Here is an 18,209-nt window from a genome sequence, read left to right as displayed (position 1 = left end):
AAATAAACTCGTTAAAAAAAACTCACAGGATCAACATCTATTATCACTGCAATACTCGAATTCAAGTTACAATTTTTAATCCAATATTTCAGCTTTTTTTGTATGGATAGACTATGCTTATTGTGTATTTTTAATAATACCCTATACCGATACTTATTATTTAAAAAATTTATCGCTGCTGGTGATGGGCCAAGAATTTCAAATTCCTTTTTGTCTACACCTACATTTTTTTCCTGGATACAAATAGTTGAGCTACTTGAATGACAGAGAAGAGATTTTACTATTTCATTCGCTGCTTTTTGTGTTGCAATCTGATTCTTACCACAGATTATAAGCGCTATTAATCTGCTAAATGGTGGCATTTTGGCTTCGCGTCTTGACTTAAGTTCGATTTCATAAAATGAGTCTCTTTTTTGATGCAGCAATGCTTTTATTATTGAACTTTCAGGATTATTGGTTTGCACTATTACCATTCCTTTTTCATTAAACCTTCCTGATCTGCCTGCAACTTGGTGCAATAATTGATACGTCTTTTCCGCTGCTCTCAAATCAGAATTTTCGAGACTCAAATCTGCATTCATTACTCCAACCAAAGTTAATTTGGGAAAATTGTGCCCTTTAGCAATTATTTGTGTGCCGATTATAATGTTCACCTCTTCTTTCAATATCAAGTCAATTACGTTACTAACCGACTTCTGATCGCTGCTTATCATCGCAGTTTTTGCGTTTGGTATTAATTTCACCATTTCTTCAAGCAACCTTTCAATTCCTATGCCGTAGAGGGACAATGGCTGTTCACTTTGGCAATTAGAGCATTTCTCTGGAAGTTTTAATTGATAAGAGCAATGATGGCACAAAAGAGCATTTTTTTTCTTGTGATATGTAAGCCAAACAGCACAATTTAAGCAGGAAATTTTATATCCACACTTTTTACAAATTGCCAGTTGTGCATACCCTCTGCGGTTTAGAAAAAGCATAACCTGCTGTTTTTTCTCTATGGTTTGTTTGATGCTTTCAAAAAGCTCAGAGGAGATCCATTGCTTGTTGTTCCTCATATCTACTACTTTAATGAGTGGCAATTCTGCACCACCAAATCGTTTAGTTAGCTTTACATGATTGTAATTCCCGTTTTTAACATGATGAATCGTTTCAAGCAGTGGAGTAGCTGATGATAAAATAATCGGAATATTTTCAAATTTGGCTAAGATTATCGCCATATCTCGAGCATTATATATAATTCCCTGTTCTTGTTTAAAAGATGAGTCGTGCTCTTCATCAACGATAATCAATTTTAGGTTTTTATAAGGCAAAAAAAGTGCTGATCGTGCACCAATAATTATCTGCGCATTTCCACTTGCTATATTGAGCCAATTATTCCGGCGAGTTTTTGGAGTGAGTCCTGAGTGCCATTCAACTAAGTTTTTTGATATCTGACCGCGAACACGATTTACCAATTGTGAAGTTAAAACAATTTCAGGTAGGAGGATTAAAATTTGTGTATTACCTTCTCCTGATGTCATTTCAACATATTCTGGTGTCATACTAGTACGTGGCAAAGACGGTATGCTAAATGTTACAGTGGGTTTTGCCTTGAGTATAAAGGTGTCATTCCAGCGCTTGACACTGGAATCCAGGAATTTTGATTGTAAATTAGGTATTGGTTTTAAGTTAAAATAAACATTTGTAATGAGGTTATATGAAAAACTGGATCCCAGTGTCAGGCTACTCGGATAACACCCTCTTGGTAGACCCAAATCACAATGTTCGTACAGTTGTGTCTCTGGGCACTGGGATGGTAAAGTCTGAGCAGCATTTGGAACGGCAGTGTAATTCTTAATCAATTGTGCAATCACAGAGAGATAAACTTCCGTTTTTCCAGATCCTGTCTCACCATCAAGCAAAGTCACTGAATACTCATTCAAACTGCTGATTATTTTATCACTAGCTACCTGCTGTTCAGGGCTTAATTGGCAACTTATTTCACTTATTTCCTGCTTCTGCTTAGCACAAACCAATTTATCTATGTGATTTACTTTTAACACTCCTCCCATTATCACTTTGGCAAGCATACCAACAGGTATTAAGTTATACTGCGCAACCCACTCTGCAAATGCGATCAATTTTGGTCTAATATTTGGTAAATCAATTTTTTGCTCAATAAATTTTAATTCTCGGTTACTTTTATCACTGTATTTCCAAACTATTCCGATTAAGCGTTTTTTGCCAAATGGCACCACTACGTAATCTCCAAGTAAAATCTCAGTATTTTCCTCAATTGCATATGAAAATAACTGATCAATTGGAAGTGGTAGTAATACGTCAACTGTTTTTGCCATAGTGATTGAGTTTAACATTGTTTTAAAGAGCTTGTAACTTTATTAAGCTTGGCAATATAGATGAATCGGTACAGAGAAAATCTTAACGTTTAACACATTTTTCATAGTACAGACCGTATGATTGATAAATAAAATGATTTATAGAATTTGTGGAGGCTACCAATGGTCAACGACAAGATTACTTTGAACTTTGAAATAGAAAAAGGCGAACCTATAGATCGATACTACTTTTCTGCACATATAAAGCTTACAGATGAAAGCAAAAATCTTTTGCGCGAGAAGCTTGGCAGTACAATTCAATTCGATAATCTAGATGATCACTTCAATCTTAACCATGAGAATTTTTATATCTACTACAACAAATATAGTGAGCACAATGGTAGAAGTGAGCTACACGTTAGGGATGATAACGGTAAATATTTAACCTCCAATCTTCCACTTAATTACTATGGATTCTCAATGGAACTATCACCTGACGGAGCGTCAATTGCAGATTATGGTTTTTATCCTCTGTATGCAATCTATAACCCAAATCACTATGATAAAGCAAAGGAAAAAGTATTTGATGATCACGGTGAATTGTCACCAATTGCATCAAATGTGTTAGATAATTTTTTAAGCAACACAAATAGCTTAACCACACAAGATATATTACAAAATGTATTCTCACAACTGCAGAAGAAAGCTGATGAAGAAGCAGAAAGATTGGCAAGAGAGAGAGAAGCAGAAAGACAAAGGGAGGAAGAGTTAAATGAAAAGAACGAGGAGTTAAAAGAACTTGTAGAAAAGGATGAGATTAAAATATTCAAAGTGGTAAAAGGTAATGATTTAGGTAATGGGCATTCAGCAGTAGTTTTACAACTTGATGGGGAAGAAGGTGACAAGATACCTCTCGACTCTAGTAAATACTACATAGCAGAGTATAGACACCACCCAGAATGGGAAGGCGATGAATATTTAAATTTTGTTAGCCCTGATAGTGATATGCTGGTTAATTATGAAAACTTATTTTTTGTGCTCAATCAAAGCTCCTACTCAGACTTTGAAAGTGGGTTTTATTCAGAAAACAGAACCGATCCCCATAATTATGCTAAATATTCAAAGGAACCATATTTGAGTGGTGACCAGCTATCTGAAAAATTATCTAATGAATTGGAGGAAGATAGCAATCAGATAGGTACTGAATTTACAATTGATGATGAGCAAGTAGACGAAGAAGTTGTGGTAGAGAGTGAAGCCAAGTCTGGGGAGAAAGGAACGGTTGGTGAGGATAACGCAAAAAATACTATACAGGAAGAAGAATCTAACTATATAGATCAAATGCAAGCGGATGATAGCAGCAGTTATAAACCAGCTTTGCAAAGCAATCGTGATGATTATGCTGATACGAAAAAAGCTCTGCAGGAAAAATTGCATGGAGATGAAATACACAAGCAAAGTAATGAGAAAGCTCAAAAAGATATAGAAGTAAAAAAAGTAACTGTGGAAACTGACAGTAGCAGTAATAAGACTGAAAAACAAACAAAACCAACAGAAGATGAACAAGAAACTGTTATGGCAAGTGTGATAGAAAATATGGATAAAAATTCTGATATTGAAGCAGAAACTTCTAACAGTGTTGCAAATTCACAACATCCCTTAAAAATAAAGACAGGAAGTCCTCTTGAAGTGGGAAAGTATAAGGTGGAGCTGCAAGTGACATATGATGATGTAAAGAATTTTTATGATACCGTACGTGGTAAATATCATGCTGGCGATGGATATAACTACGAACAAGTAATGGTTTTATATAATGAAATTGTTAGGCCCGCTCACAATCATCATTACGAGCTGTTTACTCTTGATGAAGCACATGTTGCTAATGATCACCTGTTTATCAAGGGTCAGGATTTTGGAACTCTAAATGATTTTAATGAGATGTTCTATAAAAGTGATGAGTTAATGTGATGTAAAAAGCAAGATTCAATCTGGTGAACGAGAGTTAACTGACAGAGGAGATTGACACGTATGCCTTTATCTTTAAGATTGTTTATCAAGTATAGACATCAGCTCGCCCCATTCTCTTTTACCAATATTACTTTCTTCTCTAGTAACGTTTTCCCCTTTAATTAATTTGCGAATTATTTCTAGACCAGTTCTTGAAATACAGGCTGATTCTAGGCAATATTCAACAAAGGCATTGTAGGCCAGTGGAACCCATTTTTTTATTATATCCAGCATAACTTCTGCATAAACTCTGATTTCATATTGGGCATGCTTATCAGCTCTAAGCTTCAAAAAATGAAGGAGATTATGCAGATCTATTTTCCAATAAAATTGCGTGTAGTAATTAAGCATTAGGTTAGTTCTGGCAATTTCTCTTGCAAGCCCCTGCTCAATAAATTTTTCATAATGAGAATATACTAAATTAGAGTCATTTATTAGAGAATCTATTATTTCCTTTGAGGTATCTGGATCAAAAGCTTCCCCGCTACCTTGTTTATTATTGTCAGATTGTTTTGCAACTTGTTCTGGTTTAGGTGTATAAAATTCATTATCAAGTATTGAATACCTTGCTGAATATTCATTCACATTTGCAGTTCTATGCCTTATCCATTGCCTTGCAACAAAAATTGGAAGTTTCACGTGAAACTTAATTTCACACATTTCAAATGGAGTTGTATGATGATGTCTCATTAAATACTTTATAAGTGCTTCATCCCGACTTATCTGTTTTGTTCCCTTGCCATAAGAAACACGAGCAGCTTGAACTATAGCGCTATCAGAGCCCATATAATCCACTACTCGAATAAATCCATGGTCTAATACCTTATGTTCTTCATATAAGATTGCATCTATTTCTTTTACTATAGTTCGTTTGGTTGCTTCATTCATAAAATATCCTCAAGACGAAATGGAGATATCAGCTCCACATGAATTGAGTTTTTCATGCATTGCTTCATATCCTCTCCATAAATGATGTGAATTGTTTATTATAGTTTCTCCACCGGCTACCAAAGAAGCAAGCACCAAAGCTGCTGTTGATCTTAAGTCAGTAGCATATAGATTAGCTCCAGATAAGCTTTTTATTCCACTTATAGTAGCTTTGCTTTTCTCGATGCTGATATTAGCACCTAACTTTCTCAATTCATCTGCATGTGTAAATCTGTTTTCAAAAATGTTCTCTTCAATTACTGATATCCCATCAGCGATGCACATTGCAGACATCAGTTGTGGTTGCATATCACTGGGAAAATTGGGATATGGATCTGTCGCAACGTTAGCAGACTTAATAGAGCCATTTTTTCTGGAAATAACAATGCCTCCATCATACAGTTCAACCATAGCTCCTATAGTCTCCAACTCATTTGTAATACACCTTATATCAGATAGATTTATTCCTTCCAACTCCAACTTACCACCGGTTATTATAGCAGCTAGTGCATAGGTGCCTGCTTCTATGCGATCTGGTATTATTTTATGAACACATCCATTTAGTGCTTCAACTCCTGTTATTATGACCTTTGTATTATCAATTTCAATATCAGCACCCATTTTCTTCAGAAAATCTATTAAATCAAGAACTTCCGGCTCAGTTGCAGCATTGTTTATTGTTGTCACTCCTTCTGCAAATGTTGCTGCCATTATTACATTTTCTGTTGCGCCAACACTTATTTTCTCAAATGTGATTTCTTTTCCTTGTAGCTTTCCTTTCACTGTTGCAATTATATTATAGCCGTCAATTTCAATTTTAGCTCCCATTTCTTCTAATGCTTTAATATGCATATCAACGGGACGCTTTCCAATGTTGCATCCACCAGGAAATGCTGTTCTCGCTTTGCCAAATCTGCTAAGCATTGGACCCAATATTAGAAAAGAAGTTCTTAGCTTACTTGCGGTTTTATATGGCATCACGTGATTGTTGATATTGCTGCAGTCAATTTTCAAAGTATGGTTCGCTTTATAATTTTTATTGTGCATAAAGTTCACTTCTGCTCCAAGACTTTCAAGCAACTTAGACATTAGATGCACATCAATTAAATCAGGTACATTATGCAAAATTACCGGGGAGCTACTTAATAGACTTGCTGCCATTATTGGTAAAACAGCATTTTTTGAGCCATTAATCTTGATTTTTCCGACCAAAGGTTTGTAGTTATTTCTTATTAATATCTTGTGCATTTAATTAGATATAAAGTATAATTCATTAGTTTATTGAAGTCTTACTAAGTATAATAGATTGACCGTAAAAGGCAAAATTTGCTTTTTCTTCCTCATCATCCCAGTGTCATGCTACCTGCATGACACCTGATGCGAATTGCCCCCGAAATTTTATACTATGAATTACTCAAATGACGCTCTCGAGCTTTATCAAACCAAATAACACCAATTGCAACAATGAAATAACCAGCTGCTCCTAATGTAAGGCGAATTACTGCATCGAAAGTTGACAGAGGAGGAGACGGCATTAGAATGCTCAAAACACTATACACAAGATTATTTGTTGCATGAGCAATAGTTACTGGCCAAATCGAGTTGTCTTTTTCAAACAACCAGGTAAACATTATAGACATTGCACAAATATAAAGGGTATAAGCACAAATAGTCGGGAATGTAAAGCCATCCTTCCACAAAGCTGAGCCAGCAACCACATAAGTTGGTATGTGCCATACTGACCAAATAATACCGACAATAATTGCTCTGATATAAAAATTTGATATTTTGCTTTTAAGATTTTTCAAAAGATAGCCACGCCAACCGATCTCTTCACCAAGAGACATAATGATCCACATCACAAAGGTTGATAATAAAACAAATAACATCACTAATGGACTCAAAACTGCACTCAAATCCTTTACACGGTCTAACGTAAAAGACTCTCGGAAAAATGAAAAACCGCAATAAATTGACAAAAGACCATTGGAAATTAGCATACTTACCAGAATAAGTATAAACCCTAATAGACAGTTTTTTGGCGAACTAAGTTTAAAAAGATCCCTTACCTTCTGTTTATTATAAATGGTTAGCAAAATTGCAACTGAAGCCGGAACAAATGTTGTTAATAATGTTATGTCTTTGAAAGGTAAGCACCAAGCTATAATGCACGTCAAAAAATATGTAATTACAACAAATAATGTACAATTAATAGTGGTTAAATTCATGCATACGCCCATCAATTCCTTTTCTGCATTATTGATCTTTATTCATAAATTCTCAATAAAATACTTCTTCAGGGATGAATAGAATATTTTTTCTTTTTGAATTGCTATTGATAGTTTAATTTTTATATGTATTCCCTTTCACAACCGTTTGTCATCCCAGTGTCACGTGCTGGGATGACAGTAGGAGAGCTGCTTGCATGACAAGAGGAGGGTACTGGAATGACAAGAGGAAGACACTGGGGTGACATCAACTAAACTTGTCCAAATATGAGCGATGCATTAGTGCCACCAAAACCAAACGAATTAGAAAGTGCATATTGAATTTTATGCTCCTGAGCTTTAAACGGTACAAAATTTAAATCACATCCTTCTGAAGGCTTGTGTAAATTTAAGGTTGGCGGAATAATTCCATTATTTAACGCAAGAATACTGAATATTGCTTCAACGCTCCCTGCAGCACCAAGTAAATGTCCTATAGAAGATTTAGTTGAAGAAACAGGTATTTTATAAACGTAGTCACCGAATAACTGTTTCATTGCTATTACTTCAATTTTATCTCCAAGTGGCGTTGAAGTTCCATGTGCATTGATATACCCTACTTGATTGGGATTAATTTGTGCGCTCTTTAAAGCAAGCTGCATTGCCTTAAATGCGCCTCTTCCTTCTGGATGTGGTGCTGTAATGTGGTGCGCATCTCCTGTGAGTCCGTACCCAACCAGTTCAGCATGTATTTTTGCCCCCCTTTTTTTCGCATGTTCGTATTCCTCCAGCACCAATATACCTGCTCCTTCACCCATAACAAAACCATCGCGTTCTTCATCCCATGGCCTTGAAGCTTCTTCCGGTTTATCGTTAAATTTAGTTGATAACGCCTTCATAGATGCAAAACCTGCAATCCCAACTCTACACAGTGCACTTTCTGCTCCACCTGCAATCATAACATCCGCTTCACCAAGTTTTATAGTTCTTGCTGAGTTTATGATTGCATGCGCACCTGTTGCACATGCGGTTACTGCTGAATCGTTTGGACCTGTAAATTCGTATTTAATAGAAATATGGCCAGATATCAAATTTATTAGACTTGCAGGGACAAAAAATGGACTGACACGTCTGGGCCCTTTTTCCTGCATGGTAATAACATTTTCCTGAATTGACGGAAGACCACCTATACCAGAGCCAATAGTCACACCAACACGTTCCCGATTGATATTTTGGCTTTCCAAAATTAATGAATCATCTACTGCCTGAATAGCTGCTGCAATACCGTAATGGATAAAACGATCTGTCCTTTTTGAGTCTTTCTCAGAAATATAATCTAGTGGATTGAAATGGTGCTCAATGTTGTCTGATTGCAACGGCACCTGCCCTGCAATTTTGCAAGCAAGATCAGAAGAGTCAAATCTATCCGTATTGATTGCTTTTATGCCAGACTCACTTTTTATTAGCCTTGACCAAGTGTTGTCAACATCTGCCGCTAGTGGAGTGATTAAACCAACACCAGTGACTACTACTCTTCTGCTCATTTAACACTAACTATTAGCCTTTTTTATTATTAATGTACTCAACTATTTGCTCCATAGTTTCCATTTTTTGTGCGTCTTCATCTGGAATTTCTATTCCAAACTCTTCTTCTGCTGCCATGATGATTTCAACTGCATCTAAGCTGTCTGTACCATGCTCCGAAAGCTTTGAAGAGCTGTTGAATTTCTCTACATCCTTACTAATATGCTCTAGTATAATCTTTTTCACTTTTCCTTCTATGTCTTCTCTAGTGCTCTTTGCTAGTTCGCTATTCACATTTCTTACCAAAAAAATAACCTATTCTTTGATGTTATAAAAAATTTTTATGTTTGCAATATCTTTTATAACTGGTAAACTACAGTAAAGTTTTCTACTGCCCTAGCTGGCTAGCGTTACGTGCTAAACAATTAACAATTCAAAAATGCTAGACGAAACAACAAAAAATTTGCTTATTGTAGAAGTAAATAAACTCTTACCCGAAAATAGCGAGAATAAGCTTATATCAGCTATGCGTTATATACTCCTTGCTCCTGCAAAACATATACGCTCCTTTTTAGTCGTAGCTTCATCGCGAGTGTTTAACGCGGAAGCTAAAAAAGTAATATCAGTTGCTGCAGCAATTGAATTTGTTCATGCTTACTCTCTAATTCACGATGATTTACCGTGCATGGACAACAGTGATACTCGCAGAAGCCAGCTAAGCTGCCATAAAAAATTTGATGAAGCAACAGCAGTGCTTGCCGGAGATGCACTACTTACTCTGGCTTTTGAGGTATTATCTTCGTTAAATGAGAAACGCTGTGAGATCATAAAAGTTCTTTCTCAGGCAATAGGAATTAGGGGAATGGTGGGAGGACAGGCTTTAGATATTAACAGTGAGCATATAGATTTTAGCCCCCAACCCTCTGTCATTCAAGTAGCGGACACTGGGATCCAGAAGGCTTTGCCTACAAGCATTTCGTGCAAAAAGCCATGCGATAGTGGAGCTGAACATGAAATGGATTCCAGTGTCAGCTACTTGCATGACACCCTTTCTACCTTAAAACTACAACATTCGTACGGCTGTATGTATGACGCTGGAATGACGTCGGGCCAAGCTGATAAAATAAAAGAAATTCATTTGATGAAAACCGCAAAACTATTTGCAGCTTCATGTGAAATAGGTGCTATAATAGGGGGTGCTACAGACAAGCAACGTAAAGCGTTATATAACTATGGAATAAATCTAGGGCTTATCTTTCAAGCTAAGGATGATATTGAAGACTACGAACAAGATAAAACAAATAATCTTATGTCTGTGCTTGGTAAAAGTGAAGTAGAGGACTATATAGACGGCCTCTTTAAACAAGGCTTGGATAATTTGAGTGCGCTTTCAGGGGATACTAATTATTTATATGATTTATTGAATCAAGTAAAGAAAGATGGTTAGAAAAATTATATTACAAATGCTTATTTCCGTAGTAATGATTCTCACTTTAACTTCTGCTTTTGTGTTTACTATTGTCTATATAAACAAAGGTAAACCGGAAAAAAAGGACAAGCTTTATGAGATAAATGCCACGCATGGTGGTTTGATACAGACGATAGCACATTACCTAGTGAAGCCAATACTTGAATCAGCACTTGACCGCTATATTGAAAAGCATGGGCTGACAGAATATTTAGAAGAAATAACGCAGCAAAAGGAAGAAGATTCAATAAATTTTTATGAAATTACTGAAGGCAGTGGCAGCAAGGCTTTTTGTGGCCTGGAAGTCCTATTGCAAATATATAAAATTTCTAATAATAACTCAGCAACACTCCCTAGCAAAGTTTCTGATGTTACTTTGAAAATAGGTCAAGATGACCTAAAAGAAGTGAGTTTAGGGGTAATAGGTATGAAAGAAGGCGGAGAGCGTGTAGTTACTATTGCCAATGAGAACAAAATGAATTTTAATTCTTATTACGTCAAACTGATCGAAGTAAAGGATAAATATCCCGACTCAGTAAATAATCTGATGGTTTTTAATGACTTAATTAACAAGACTGGAAAACAAGTAAGGTGCGGTGATGAGATATCGGTTAAATATAGCGTAAAGGAGCATAATGGGGAATATATAGTCAAAGATCAAACAGTGCAATTTAGGGTTGGCGATAAAAAAATACCACTTGCTATAGAGCTTGGAGTTGTGGGAATGAGAGCTGGTAATAAAAGAACTATTCTTTCTCCGCCTGACCTTTTGACTATTACTGACGATATGTTAATAAAAGACATAGATTATGATGAAGAAAATATCTCAATAATTGACTTAAGCTTAGATGTTAAGCAAGAGGTCGCAGCACACCATTCTACTGTTGAAAAACAGCCTAAAGAATATAGCTGAAATTTTAGGTCTACTGGCTAATCTTCTGAACACTCTCTATACTACTTAAAGTAGGCTTTTCGTTTTTCCTAAAGTATAAACTTAGATAAATCAAGCTGCTTCGAAATTGACTCAAGTTTATCTTTTACATACTTGCTGTCTATAATGAATTTTTCGCTATTTTTCTCAGAAGCAATGAAACTTATTTCATCTAAAAGCTTCTCCATGACAGTGTGAAGCCTTCTTGCGCCTATATTTTCCACTTGCCTATTAACTGTAAACGCTATTTCAGCTATGGTTTTTATACCATCATCAGTGAACTCAAGTGTCACATTTTCTGTTTTCATTAAAGCTATGTACTGCTTTAACAAACTAGATTCTGGTTCCTTTAATATTCTTATTAAATCCTCTTGAGTAAGTGCCTTAAGTTCTACCCTGATCGGTAATCTGCCCTGCAATTCCGGTAAGAGGTCAGATGGTTTAGACTGATGAAAAGCACCAGATGCAATAAATAATATATAGTCTGTTTTTACATGGCCATACTTAGTTGTAACAGTTGTTCCTTCAAGTAATGGTAACAGATCGCGTTGCACTCCTTCTCTGTTTACTTCACCTTTTACTTCTGTACGCGCTGCAATTTTGTCTATTTCATCCAAAAATACTATACCGTCATTACTAACAAGATCAATGGCTTCTTTGATTATCTTATCTTCATCCATTAGCCTTTCACTTTCTTCATTAATTAATATTTCACGCGCTTCTTTTACCTTCACCGTAATAGTTTTTGTTTTTTTGCTCCCGTTAAACATCTTGCCCATTATTTCTGTTACATTCATCACACCAACTTGCCCACCTGGCATGCCTGGTATATCGAAAGTAGGTAACATACTCTTGCTCTCTCTGACGTTAATAGAAACTTCTCCGTCCTCAAACTCTTTATTCCTCAACCTTTCTCTAAAAATTTTTTTACTCTCTTCGGTTGCATTTTCGCCTACCATAGAGTTTACTATTGTTTTCTCAGCTAAAATTAAAGCCTTTTTAGCTAAGGCTTTACGGGCTTTCTCTTTAACTAAAACTATTGCTGCATCAACTAAATCGCGTATTATCGAATCAACGTCACGTCCAACGTACCCTATTTCAGTAAACTTCGTTGCCTCAATTTTTATGAACGGTGCACCGGCAAGTTTTGCTAAGCGACGAGCTATTTCAGTTTTACCAACCCCTGTATGACCGATCATCAATATATTCTTAGGTATGATTTCATCACGCAATGGAAATGGAACCTGATTGCGACGCCAACGATTTCTGAGCGCAATAGCAACAGCACGCTTTGCATCATCCTGTCCGATTATGAATCTGTCCAATTCTTTAACTATCTTCTGTGGTGGCAGGTCATCTAACAAAACTTGAGTGCTGTCATTAACTTGAACATCGCTGTCATTTGAATCAAAACCACTCTTAGTATCTTTATAGAGGTTATCTTTTTCATCGTAGGTGTCACTACTACAAGACCGCCCTTCTGAAAGGGTTATGGGCTGATTGGAAAAATTGGTGCATAAAGTTTTTTGCTTGGAAGACATATCACTCCTCTATCTTTTCAATAACTACATTATGATTTGTATAAACACATATATCGCCAGCTATCTTCATAGCCTTTTTCGCAATTTCCTCTATTGATATTCCTTTAATGTCAATTAAAGCTCTTGCTGCAGATAGAGCAAAATTTCCCCCAGAGCCAATAGCTGCGACTCCATCTTCAGGTTCAAGAACATCACCTGTTCCCGTAATTACTAATGAAATAGATTTATCTGCAACGATCATCATAGCTTCTAATTTCCTCAGATATTTATCCATTCTCCAGTCTTTTGCAAGTTCAACACATGCTCTCATTAATTGCCCTGGGTGCTTGTCAAGTTTAGATTCTAATCTTTCAAAAAGAGTAAATGCGTCGGCTGTTGCCCCGGCAAATCCAGCAATTACGGAATCACCAGAAAGACGCCTAACTTTTTTTGCTCCAGATTTTATAACAGTGTGGCCCAGTGAAACTTGTCCGTCACCTATTACTACTACACTTTTATCTTTTCTAATTGATAATATAGTAGTGCCATACATTTTATTGTTATCGTGTTGAATCATTTTTCTATCACTTTAAATAAGAATCTCATTATACTTTAATCTTTAGTCAAGTTTACTAAATATGTTCAACTATAGCTTATAATATAATACCTTCCTTATAACATTTAAAGTGCAGATGCAAAACATAATTCACCCAGATTTGGAAAAAAGTATAAATAATTGGTTCGAAGCAAAATTTAATGGCCTTACATCGCCATTTTATAGCTCTATAGATCTTAGAAACTCTGGCTATAAAATCGTTCCAGTAGACGCTAATTTATTTCCTGCGGGGTTCAATAACTTAAGTGAAGAATCAAGAACGATGGCAGCAAGATTGATAAAAAGCTATTTTAAAAGACATCAATACAAAAAGGTTCTTATAATACCGGAAAATTATACACGCAATAAAATGTATATAGAAAACGTATTTGTTATAGAGAAAATACTACAACTCGCAGGTTTTGAGACTAGAATTGGCCTTTTATATAATGAAGTATACAATTTAATAGAACAGTATGAAACTGTTGTGAAAGAAAACTCTCTGCTAAAGACAACTTCAGGATTTGTGCCTGATGTTATTATACTGAACCGTGATATGACGAGCCACATTCCAGACATGCTGAAAGACGTAAAGCAAGATATAGTACCAAGCCCACTATACGGTTGGCATAGCAGGCAGAAATTTAAGTATTTTGAAATCTATCAAGAATTAGCATCTGAGTTTTGTAGCAAATTTAAAATAGACCCATGGCTAATTTCTGTGCTTACAGAGAGCTGTGATGGAGTTGATTTTGATGATGATTTGTCACTAGGAGCAGTAGCAACTAAAGTTGACCAAATATTATCTCTAGTGCAAAAAAAATACGAAGAATATAAAATAAAAACACAACCTTACGTTTTTATCAAAGCAAGCAATGGCACATATGGGATGGGCATTATAACAGCAACAAGTGGAGAGGAAATATTAAACCTCAATAAAAAAAAGCGTCATAAAATGAAAAAGATAAAAGAAGGAATAGCAATCAATAGCGTTATTATACAAGAAGGTGTACCAACCATTGACATGTTTAAAAGCAGTTCTGCAGAACCGCTAATATACTATATAGGAGATACTTCAACATGTTACTTATACCGATGTAATAGCAGAAAAGATGTATATTCTAGCTTGAATGCCACTGACTGTGAGTTTCATGATGTTAGCCAGGTTGTAGAAGGTAAAATTCTATCACTTTGGAGTATTGTTAGCAAATTAGCAGTACTAGCGTTGGCAGTAGAAATAAAATCTTTTCATCCCTAATTCTTATACCTCTACAGTGCTGTCATTAGAATGACCGTTTATATTATGAACATCATCAAGTTCAGTGGAAGGATCATCATTGACAGGTTGATTAAACAACTTATCAAGTTGAACTGCAAGAAATACTGCACTATATATTATGCTGACTGTTACGCTTAAGTTGAAATTATAGATTATACCACTACCCAAGTTTATTGGTATAGTTGGAGTTTCTATCCTTCTTAATATGAAGTTTAATAAACCTAACGACAAAGTTAATGTGCTGATAATAAGGTCCTTCTTACACTTAGCAGACTTTTCAGGATCCTTATTATCCAGATATTTCTTGCATGTATAATAATAGCTTATAGGTTCTGAAATGAACAAAAATAGGATCGTTGATGTTGAACTAATATAACTTGTTACATCTGCATTACCTCTAGCCAAAAAATGGATGACTTTCAACATCATCAATGCTTCTATGGTGCTGCTTGCAAGATTAGCCGATTTACCCACAATTTTTGCCAGCTCTTTTTTACTCTCAGGGTTTCTGTAATCCTTAATTAGATCCTGTAGAGTAAATGCAGAATGGGCAATGTATAGAATAGATGTCGAAAACTTTACTAGTCGAGCAACATTCCGTATAAGAAAGATATTGGATCTATTATTGTCAATGAACTCGCAGCAAAATTGCAGTGAAATCTTACACAATAGGGCTGTTAAACCTGTTGTGATGCAGATTACCTTCCTGAAATCATGATCATAAATATCATGCACCCTTTGTGCGAGTATGTTAGATTTCTTTTTTAGCTTGTTTGGCATGAAATAGTTAATAACTTCCTGTTATTCTATCACATAAAATCCTAAAAGAAAAGCCCTATGAATCAGGACTTTAAGGGAGATTTATGCACAAATCGGCTAAGCATTTTATAAACAAGGGATCGGTACTGAGAGTTGGCACACGAAAGTAATATCCATCCTTGATAATTGCTTTATATTCTATATCAAGTTCAACTAGAGTTTCTGAATGCTCAGAAACAAAAGATATAGGTGATAGAACTACAGGTACACCATCAGCTTTTGCGCGTAATAGCTCACTTTCAGTGCTTGGCTCTAGCCATTTTACAGGACCAATCTTACTCTGATAACATATTGACCAATCTAAGTTATTGATAGCTAACTTTTCTACTATTAACTCTACGCTTCTTTCTACCTGTGAAGCGTAAGGGTCGCCCTTTTTAATGATACTAAGAGGTAAGCTATGGGCTGAAAATAGGACTCTTGGTTTACCGATTTTTCTAGCCAATTTATAGTACTTAGCTATCAGATTAGTGTGAGCTTCAATAAAATCTTGGTTATCATAATAACGGTGAATCATTTTTGTATTGCATTTTAGGCCATACCGTTTAGCATTTTTTTGCCAATTCTCGATGGATGACAGAGTTGTGGTAGTTGAATATTGTGGATACAGTGGCAGCAGAATTACTTCGTCAGGATCAAACTGTTTTACACTTTCAATAACTTCGTCAGCAAATGGACGCCAATAGCGCATGCAGATGAATACCTTGTGTACATGGTTTCTATTTTCGTTTAATTTTAGTTCTGAAGCATTAGCTTGCATTTTTGTATTCTCTAGAATTGGCGATTTACCTCCAATTTCCTCGTATATTTTTCGTGCAGTATTTTCTCGTTTCGCAGATATAAACTTTGCTAAAAGAAACCGAAAGGGATTCGGTAGATTGATTATTCTCCTGTCATAAAAAAGGTTGAATAAAAAAGGACGGACCGCATTTAGTGAATCAGGCCCGCCAAGATTAAATAAGATAACTGCCTTTTTCACCTACGCACTACTACAACAAGTTACTTCTGGGGTGCCTATAAAATTAGCTACACACTCATCAAATTTAGTTATAGGCACTAAATTTCTTACACTGGCATACAATAAGTGGCCTGATCTCTTCAGGTTACTCTTGGTGGATGTGAAGTTCCAATCGAAAAATGTATCGACAAAAAGACTTGGTACCGTTTCAAGAAGTTCAACAGCAGCTAAAGATAGCATTATACAACTTTGCAGGACATTCAGAAGAACCTTGAGGGGAAAAAGTAAAACTTCAACGAAAAGAGAGGTGCTACTTGTTTCATCCAGTAGTCGCCCTGAGTTAGGCGAATTATACTCGGTGTGTTTTCTATTTTGATCAAAGATAGGAAATTTTATAGTATCTTTCTTAAATTCCGCGTCTATTTCTTTTCTACTATGGTTAGTGATTTTTTCCATTAACTTCTCACGCAGATGAAAAGTTCTGACAATAAAACATGTGGCAATCATTAAGGAAGCACATAAAAGTGCGCATTGCATGAGGCTCATACTGCCTAGCATAGCTGGCAGTGCAAAACAAACAAGCGGTGCTATGATTGTCATTTCAAGAAATGGAATAGTGTTTCTTTTCATTGCAAAGGCAGCACCTTCTTTTAATTTTGTATTATGATGTGAACTATATTCCAAATAACTTAAAAATGCCAGACTAAAAGTCAAAAACCCTTTTGTTCCACAAAAAAGTGATGACTTAAAGTTACTTACTAATTTTTTAGTAGTAGATTTAGCTTGTTTTTTAGTGGTAGGCTCAGCTTGTTTAGTAGTGTTATTTTTACAACATTCACCCATACAATACCTCCTTGATGGTTTATTCTTAACTATAAATAAAAAACTGCTTTTATCAAATCAAAATTTACAATAAAATAAATCTATAAATATACTATTTTATATAAGGAAATAATATGGCAATTGAGAGAACACTTTCGATATTAAAACCTGATGCAGTAAAAAATAATATTACAGGCAATATAAATTCCTACATCGAACAATCTGGGCTGAAAATCACAGCACAAAAAATGATGTTACTAACAAAAAAACAAGCAGAGCTGTTTTATGAAATTCATAAAGATAGGCCTTTTTTTGGGGAATTAGTAGAGTTTATGACCTCTGGTTCTGTGGTAGTTCAAGTTTTAGTTGGTGAAAATGCAGTAAGTAAATACAGACAAATCATGGGAGCTACCGATCCAAAGCAGGCAGATAAAGGCACAATCAGGGGTGATTTTGCTGATGATATTAGTGAAAATAGAGTTCACGGCTCAGATAGTCTAGAAAATGCTCGTAAGGAGATAGCTTTCTTTTTTGCTGAATGTGAGTTGGTGTAGTCAACTCAGATTGGCGTCATCCAAGTAGCTGACAACATAGAAACGAAAAAACTTCCTTGACAAACCTCGCCAGCCCCCTTATCATGAAACTGAAGCTATTGTATTTGCTTTCGCCAATCTGCAGATTAAAAGGTAAGGATTACTTAACGTATCGGCGTCTTATGTTCAATTTTTTGCAGTATATAGATACTGCATGTCTTTACAAAACTTCATCTACATCTAGATTTTTATCTAAATAAGCTGAACGCGCTTATAAAGCGTTACAAGACATCAAAAAATGCCA

General features: G+C 35.6%; 17 protein-coding genes. 5 read left to right on the top strand and 12 right to left on the bottom strand.

The annotated features are described in order from the left end of the window. Positions 1-11 precede the first annotated feature (11 nt). Entirely contained in the window at positions 12-2,354 is a 2,343-nt protein-coding gene (priA, locus tag OZD64_RS01535) for a replication restart helicase PriA (protein WP_010963094.1), read from the bottom strand. A gap of 144 nt (positions 2,355-2,498) precedes the next feature. Here priA and OZD64_RS01530 point away from each other — a divergent pair, with 144 nt between their 5' ends. Further along, positions 2,499-4,283 (top strand): hypothetical protein, encoded by a 1,785-nt coding sequence (locus OZD64_RS01530; RefSeq protein ID WP_010963093.1) that lies wholly within the window; start codon positions 2,499-2,501, stop codon positions 4,281-4,283. A 72-nt stretch (positions 4,284-4,355) separates the two neighbouring features. Here the strand turns inward: OZD64_RS01530 and thyX are convergent, their stop codons facing one another. The 6 genes from thyX to acpP all read right to left on the bottom strand — a co-directional run bounded on the left by thyX (position 4,356) and on the right by acpP (position 9,274). Continuing rightward, a complete protein-coding gene (thyX, locus tag OZD64_RS01525; protein ID WP_274999181.1) occupies positions 4,356-5,210 on the bottom strand; it encodes an FAD-dependent thymidylate synthase in 855 nt (284 codons plus the stop codon). Positions 5,211-5,219: 9 nt separating this feature from the next. After that, positions 5,220-6,497 (bottom strand): UDP-N-acetylglucosamine 1-carboxyvinyltransferase, encoded by a 1,278-nt coding sequence (gene murA, locus OZD64_RS01520; protein WP_006279833.1) that lies wholly within the window; start codon positions 6,495-6,497, stop codon positions 5,220-5,222. A gap of 155 nt (positions 6,498-6,652) precedes the next feature. Further along, positions 6,653-7,477, bottom strand: a complete 825-nt coding sequence (locus tag OZD64_RS01515; RefSeq protein ID WP_022626149.1) for a CPBP family intramembrane glutamic endopeptidase — start codon at positions 7,475-7,477, stop codon at positions 6,653-6,655. Between the two features lie 122 nt (positions 7,478-7,599). Continuing rightward, positions 7,600-7,725: a hypothetical protein gene (locus OZD64_RS01510; protein ID WP_255322260.1), complete on the bottom strand. Its 126-nt coding sequence runs from the start codon at positions 7,723-7,725 to the stop codon at positions 7,600-7,602. A gap of 3 nt (positions 7,726-7,728) precedes the next feature. After that, the gene (gene fabF / locus OZD64_RS01505) at positions 7,729-9,000 is read right to left on the bottom strand and encodes a beta-ketoacyl-ACP synthase II (protein WP_010082030.1); all 1,272 of its coding nucleotides are present in this window, start codon (positions 8,998-9,000) and stop codon (positions 7,729-7,731) included. A 13-nt stretch (positions 9,001-9,013) separates the two neighbouring features. After that, the gene (gene acpP / locus OZD64_RS01500) at positions 9,014-9,274 is read right to left on the bottom strand and encodes an acyl carrier protein (protein ID WP_274999180.1); all 261 of its coding nucleotides are present in this window, start codon (positions 9,272-9,274) and stop codon (positions 9,014-9,016) included. 145 nt (positions 9,275-9,419) lie between these two features. Between acpP and OZD64_RS01495 the strand changes: the two genes are divergently transcribed. After that, positions 9,420-10,427: a polyprenyl synthetase family protein gene (locus tag OZD64_RS01495; protein WP_010082029.1), complete on the top strand. Its 1,008-nt coding sequence runs from the start codon at positions 9,420-9,422 to the stop codon at positions 10,425-10,427. Continuing rightward, positions 10,420-11,361 carry an FKBP-type peptidyl-prolyl cis-trans isomerase gene (locus OZD64_RS01490; protein ID WP_010963087.1) on the top strand — a complete coding sequence of 314 codons (942 nt, stop codon included), beginning with the start codon at positions 10,420-10,422 and terminating at the stop codon, positions 11,359-11,361. Before OZD64_RS01495 ends, OZD64_RS01490 begins: the two co-directional genes overlap by 8 nt. A gap of 68 nt (positions 11,362-11,429) precedes the next feature. On the opposite strand, the gene hslU is transcribed toward OZD64_RS01490, so the two are convergent. Both hslU and hslV read right to left on the bottom strand, forming a co-directional pair. Next, positions 11,430-12,920, bottom strand: a complete 1,491-nt coding sequence (hslU, locus tag OZD64_RS01485; protein ID WP_006280200.1) for an ATP-dependent protease ATPase subunit HslU — start codon at positions 12,918-12,920, stop codon at positions 11,430-11,432. 1 nt (position 12,921) lies between these two features. Beyond that, complete coding sequence (gene hslV / locus OZD64_RS01480) at positions 12,922-13,476, bottom strand: ATP-dependent protease subunit HslV (protein WP_006280198.1); 555 nt, start codon at positions 13,474-13,476, stop codon at positions 12,922-12,924. A gap of 115 nt (positions 13,477-13,591) precedes the next feature. Here hslV and gshA point away from each other — a divergent pair, with 115 nt between their 5' ends. Next, positions 13,592-14,752, top strand: a complete 1,161-nt coding sequence (gene gshA, locus OZD64_RS01475) for a glutamate--cysteine ligase (RefSeq protein WP_274999179.1) — start codon at positions 13,592-13,594, stop codon at positions 14,750-14,752. Positions 14,753-14,755: 3 nt separating this feature from the next. On the opposite strand, the gene OZD64_RS01470 is transcribed toward gshA, so the two are convergent. The 3 genes from OZD64_RS01470 to OZD64_RS01460 form a co-directional block, all read right to left on the bottom strand. Then, positions 14,756-15,553, bottom strand: a complete 798-nt coding sequence (locus OZD64_RS01470) for a hypothetical protein (RefSeq protein WP_274999178.1) — start codon at positions 15,551-15,553, stop codon at positions 14,756-14,758. A 70-nt stretch (positions 15,554-15,623) separates the two neighbouring features. Next, the gene (gene hemH, locus OZD64_RS01465; RefSeq protein WP_010082099.1) at positions 15,624-16,571 is read right to left on the bottom strand and encodes a ferrochelatase; all 948 of its coding nucleotides are present in this window, start codon (positions 16,569-16,571) and stop codon (positions 15,624-15,626) included. Further along, complete coding sequence (locus OZD64_RS01460) at positions 16,572-17,393, bottom strand: hypothetical protein (RefSeq protein WP_274999177.1); 822 nt, start codon at positions 17,391-17,393, stop codon at positions 16,572-16,574. A gap of 113 nt (positions 17,394-17,506) precedes the next feature. Here OZD64_RS01460 and ndk point away from each other — a divergent pair, with 113 nt between their 5' ends. Then, positions 17,507-17,926 carry a nucleoside-diphosphate kinase gene (gene ndk, locus OZD64_RS01455; protein WP_010082097.1) on the top strand — a complete coding sequence of 140 codons (420 nt, stop codon included), beginning with the start codon at positions 17,507-17,509 and terminating at the stop codon, positions 17,924-17,926. The last annotated feature ends 283 nt before the right edge of the window (positions 17,927-18,209 follow it).

Source organism: Wolbachia endosymbiont of Drosophila tristis (genome assembly GCF_028981745.1).
Classification (GTDB): Bacteria; Pseudomonadota; Alphaproteobacteria; order Rickettsiales; family Anaplasmataceae; genus Wolbachia; species Wolbachia pipientis.
This window is presented reverse-complemented; position numbering and strand designations above follow the sequence as displayed.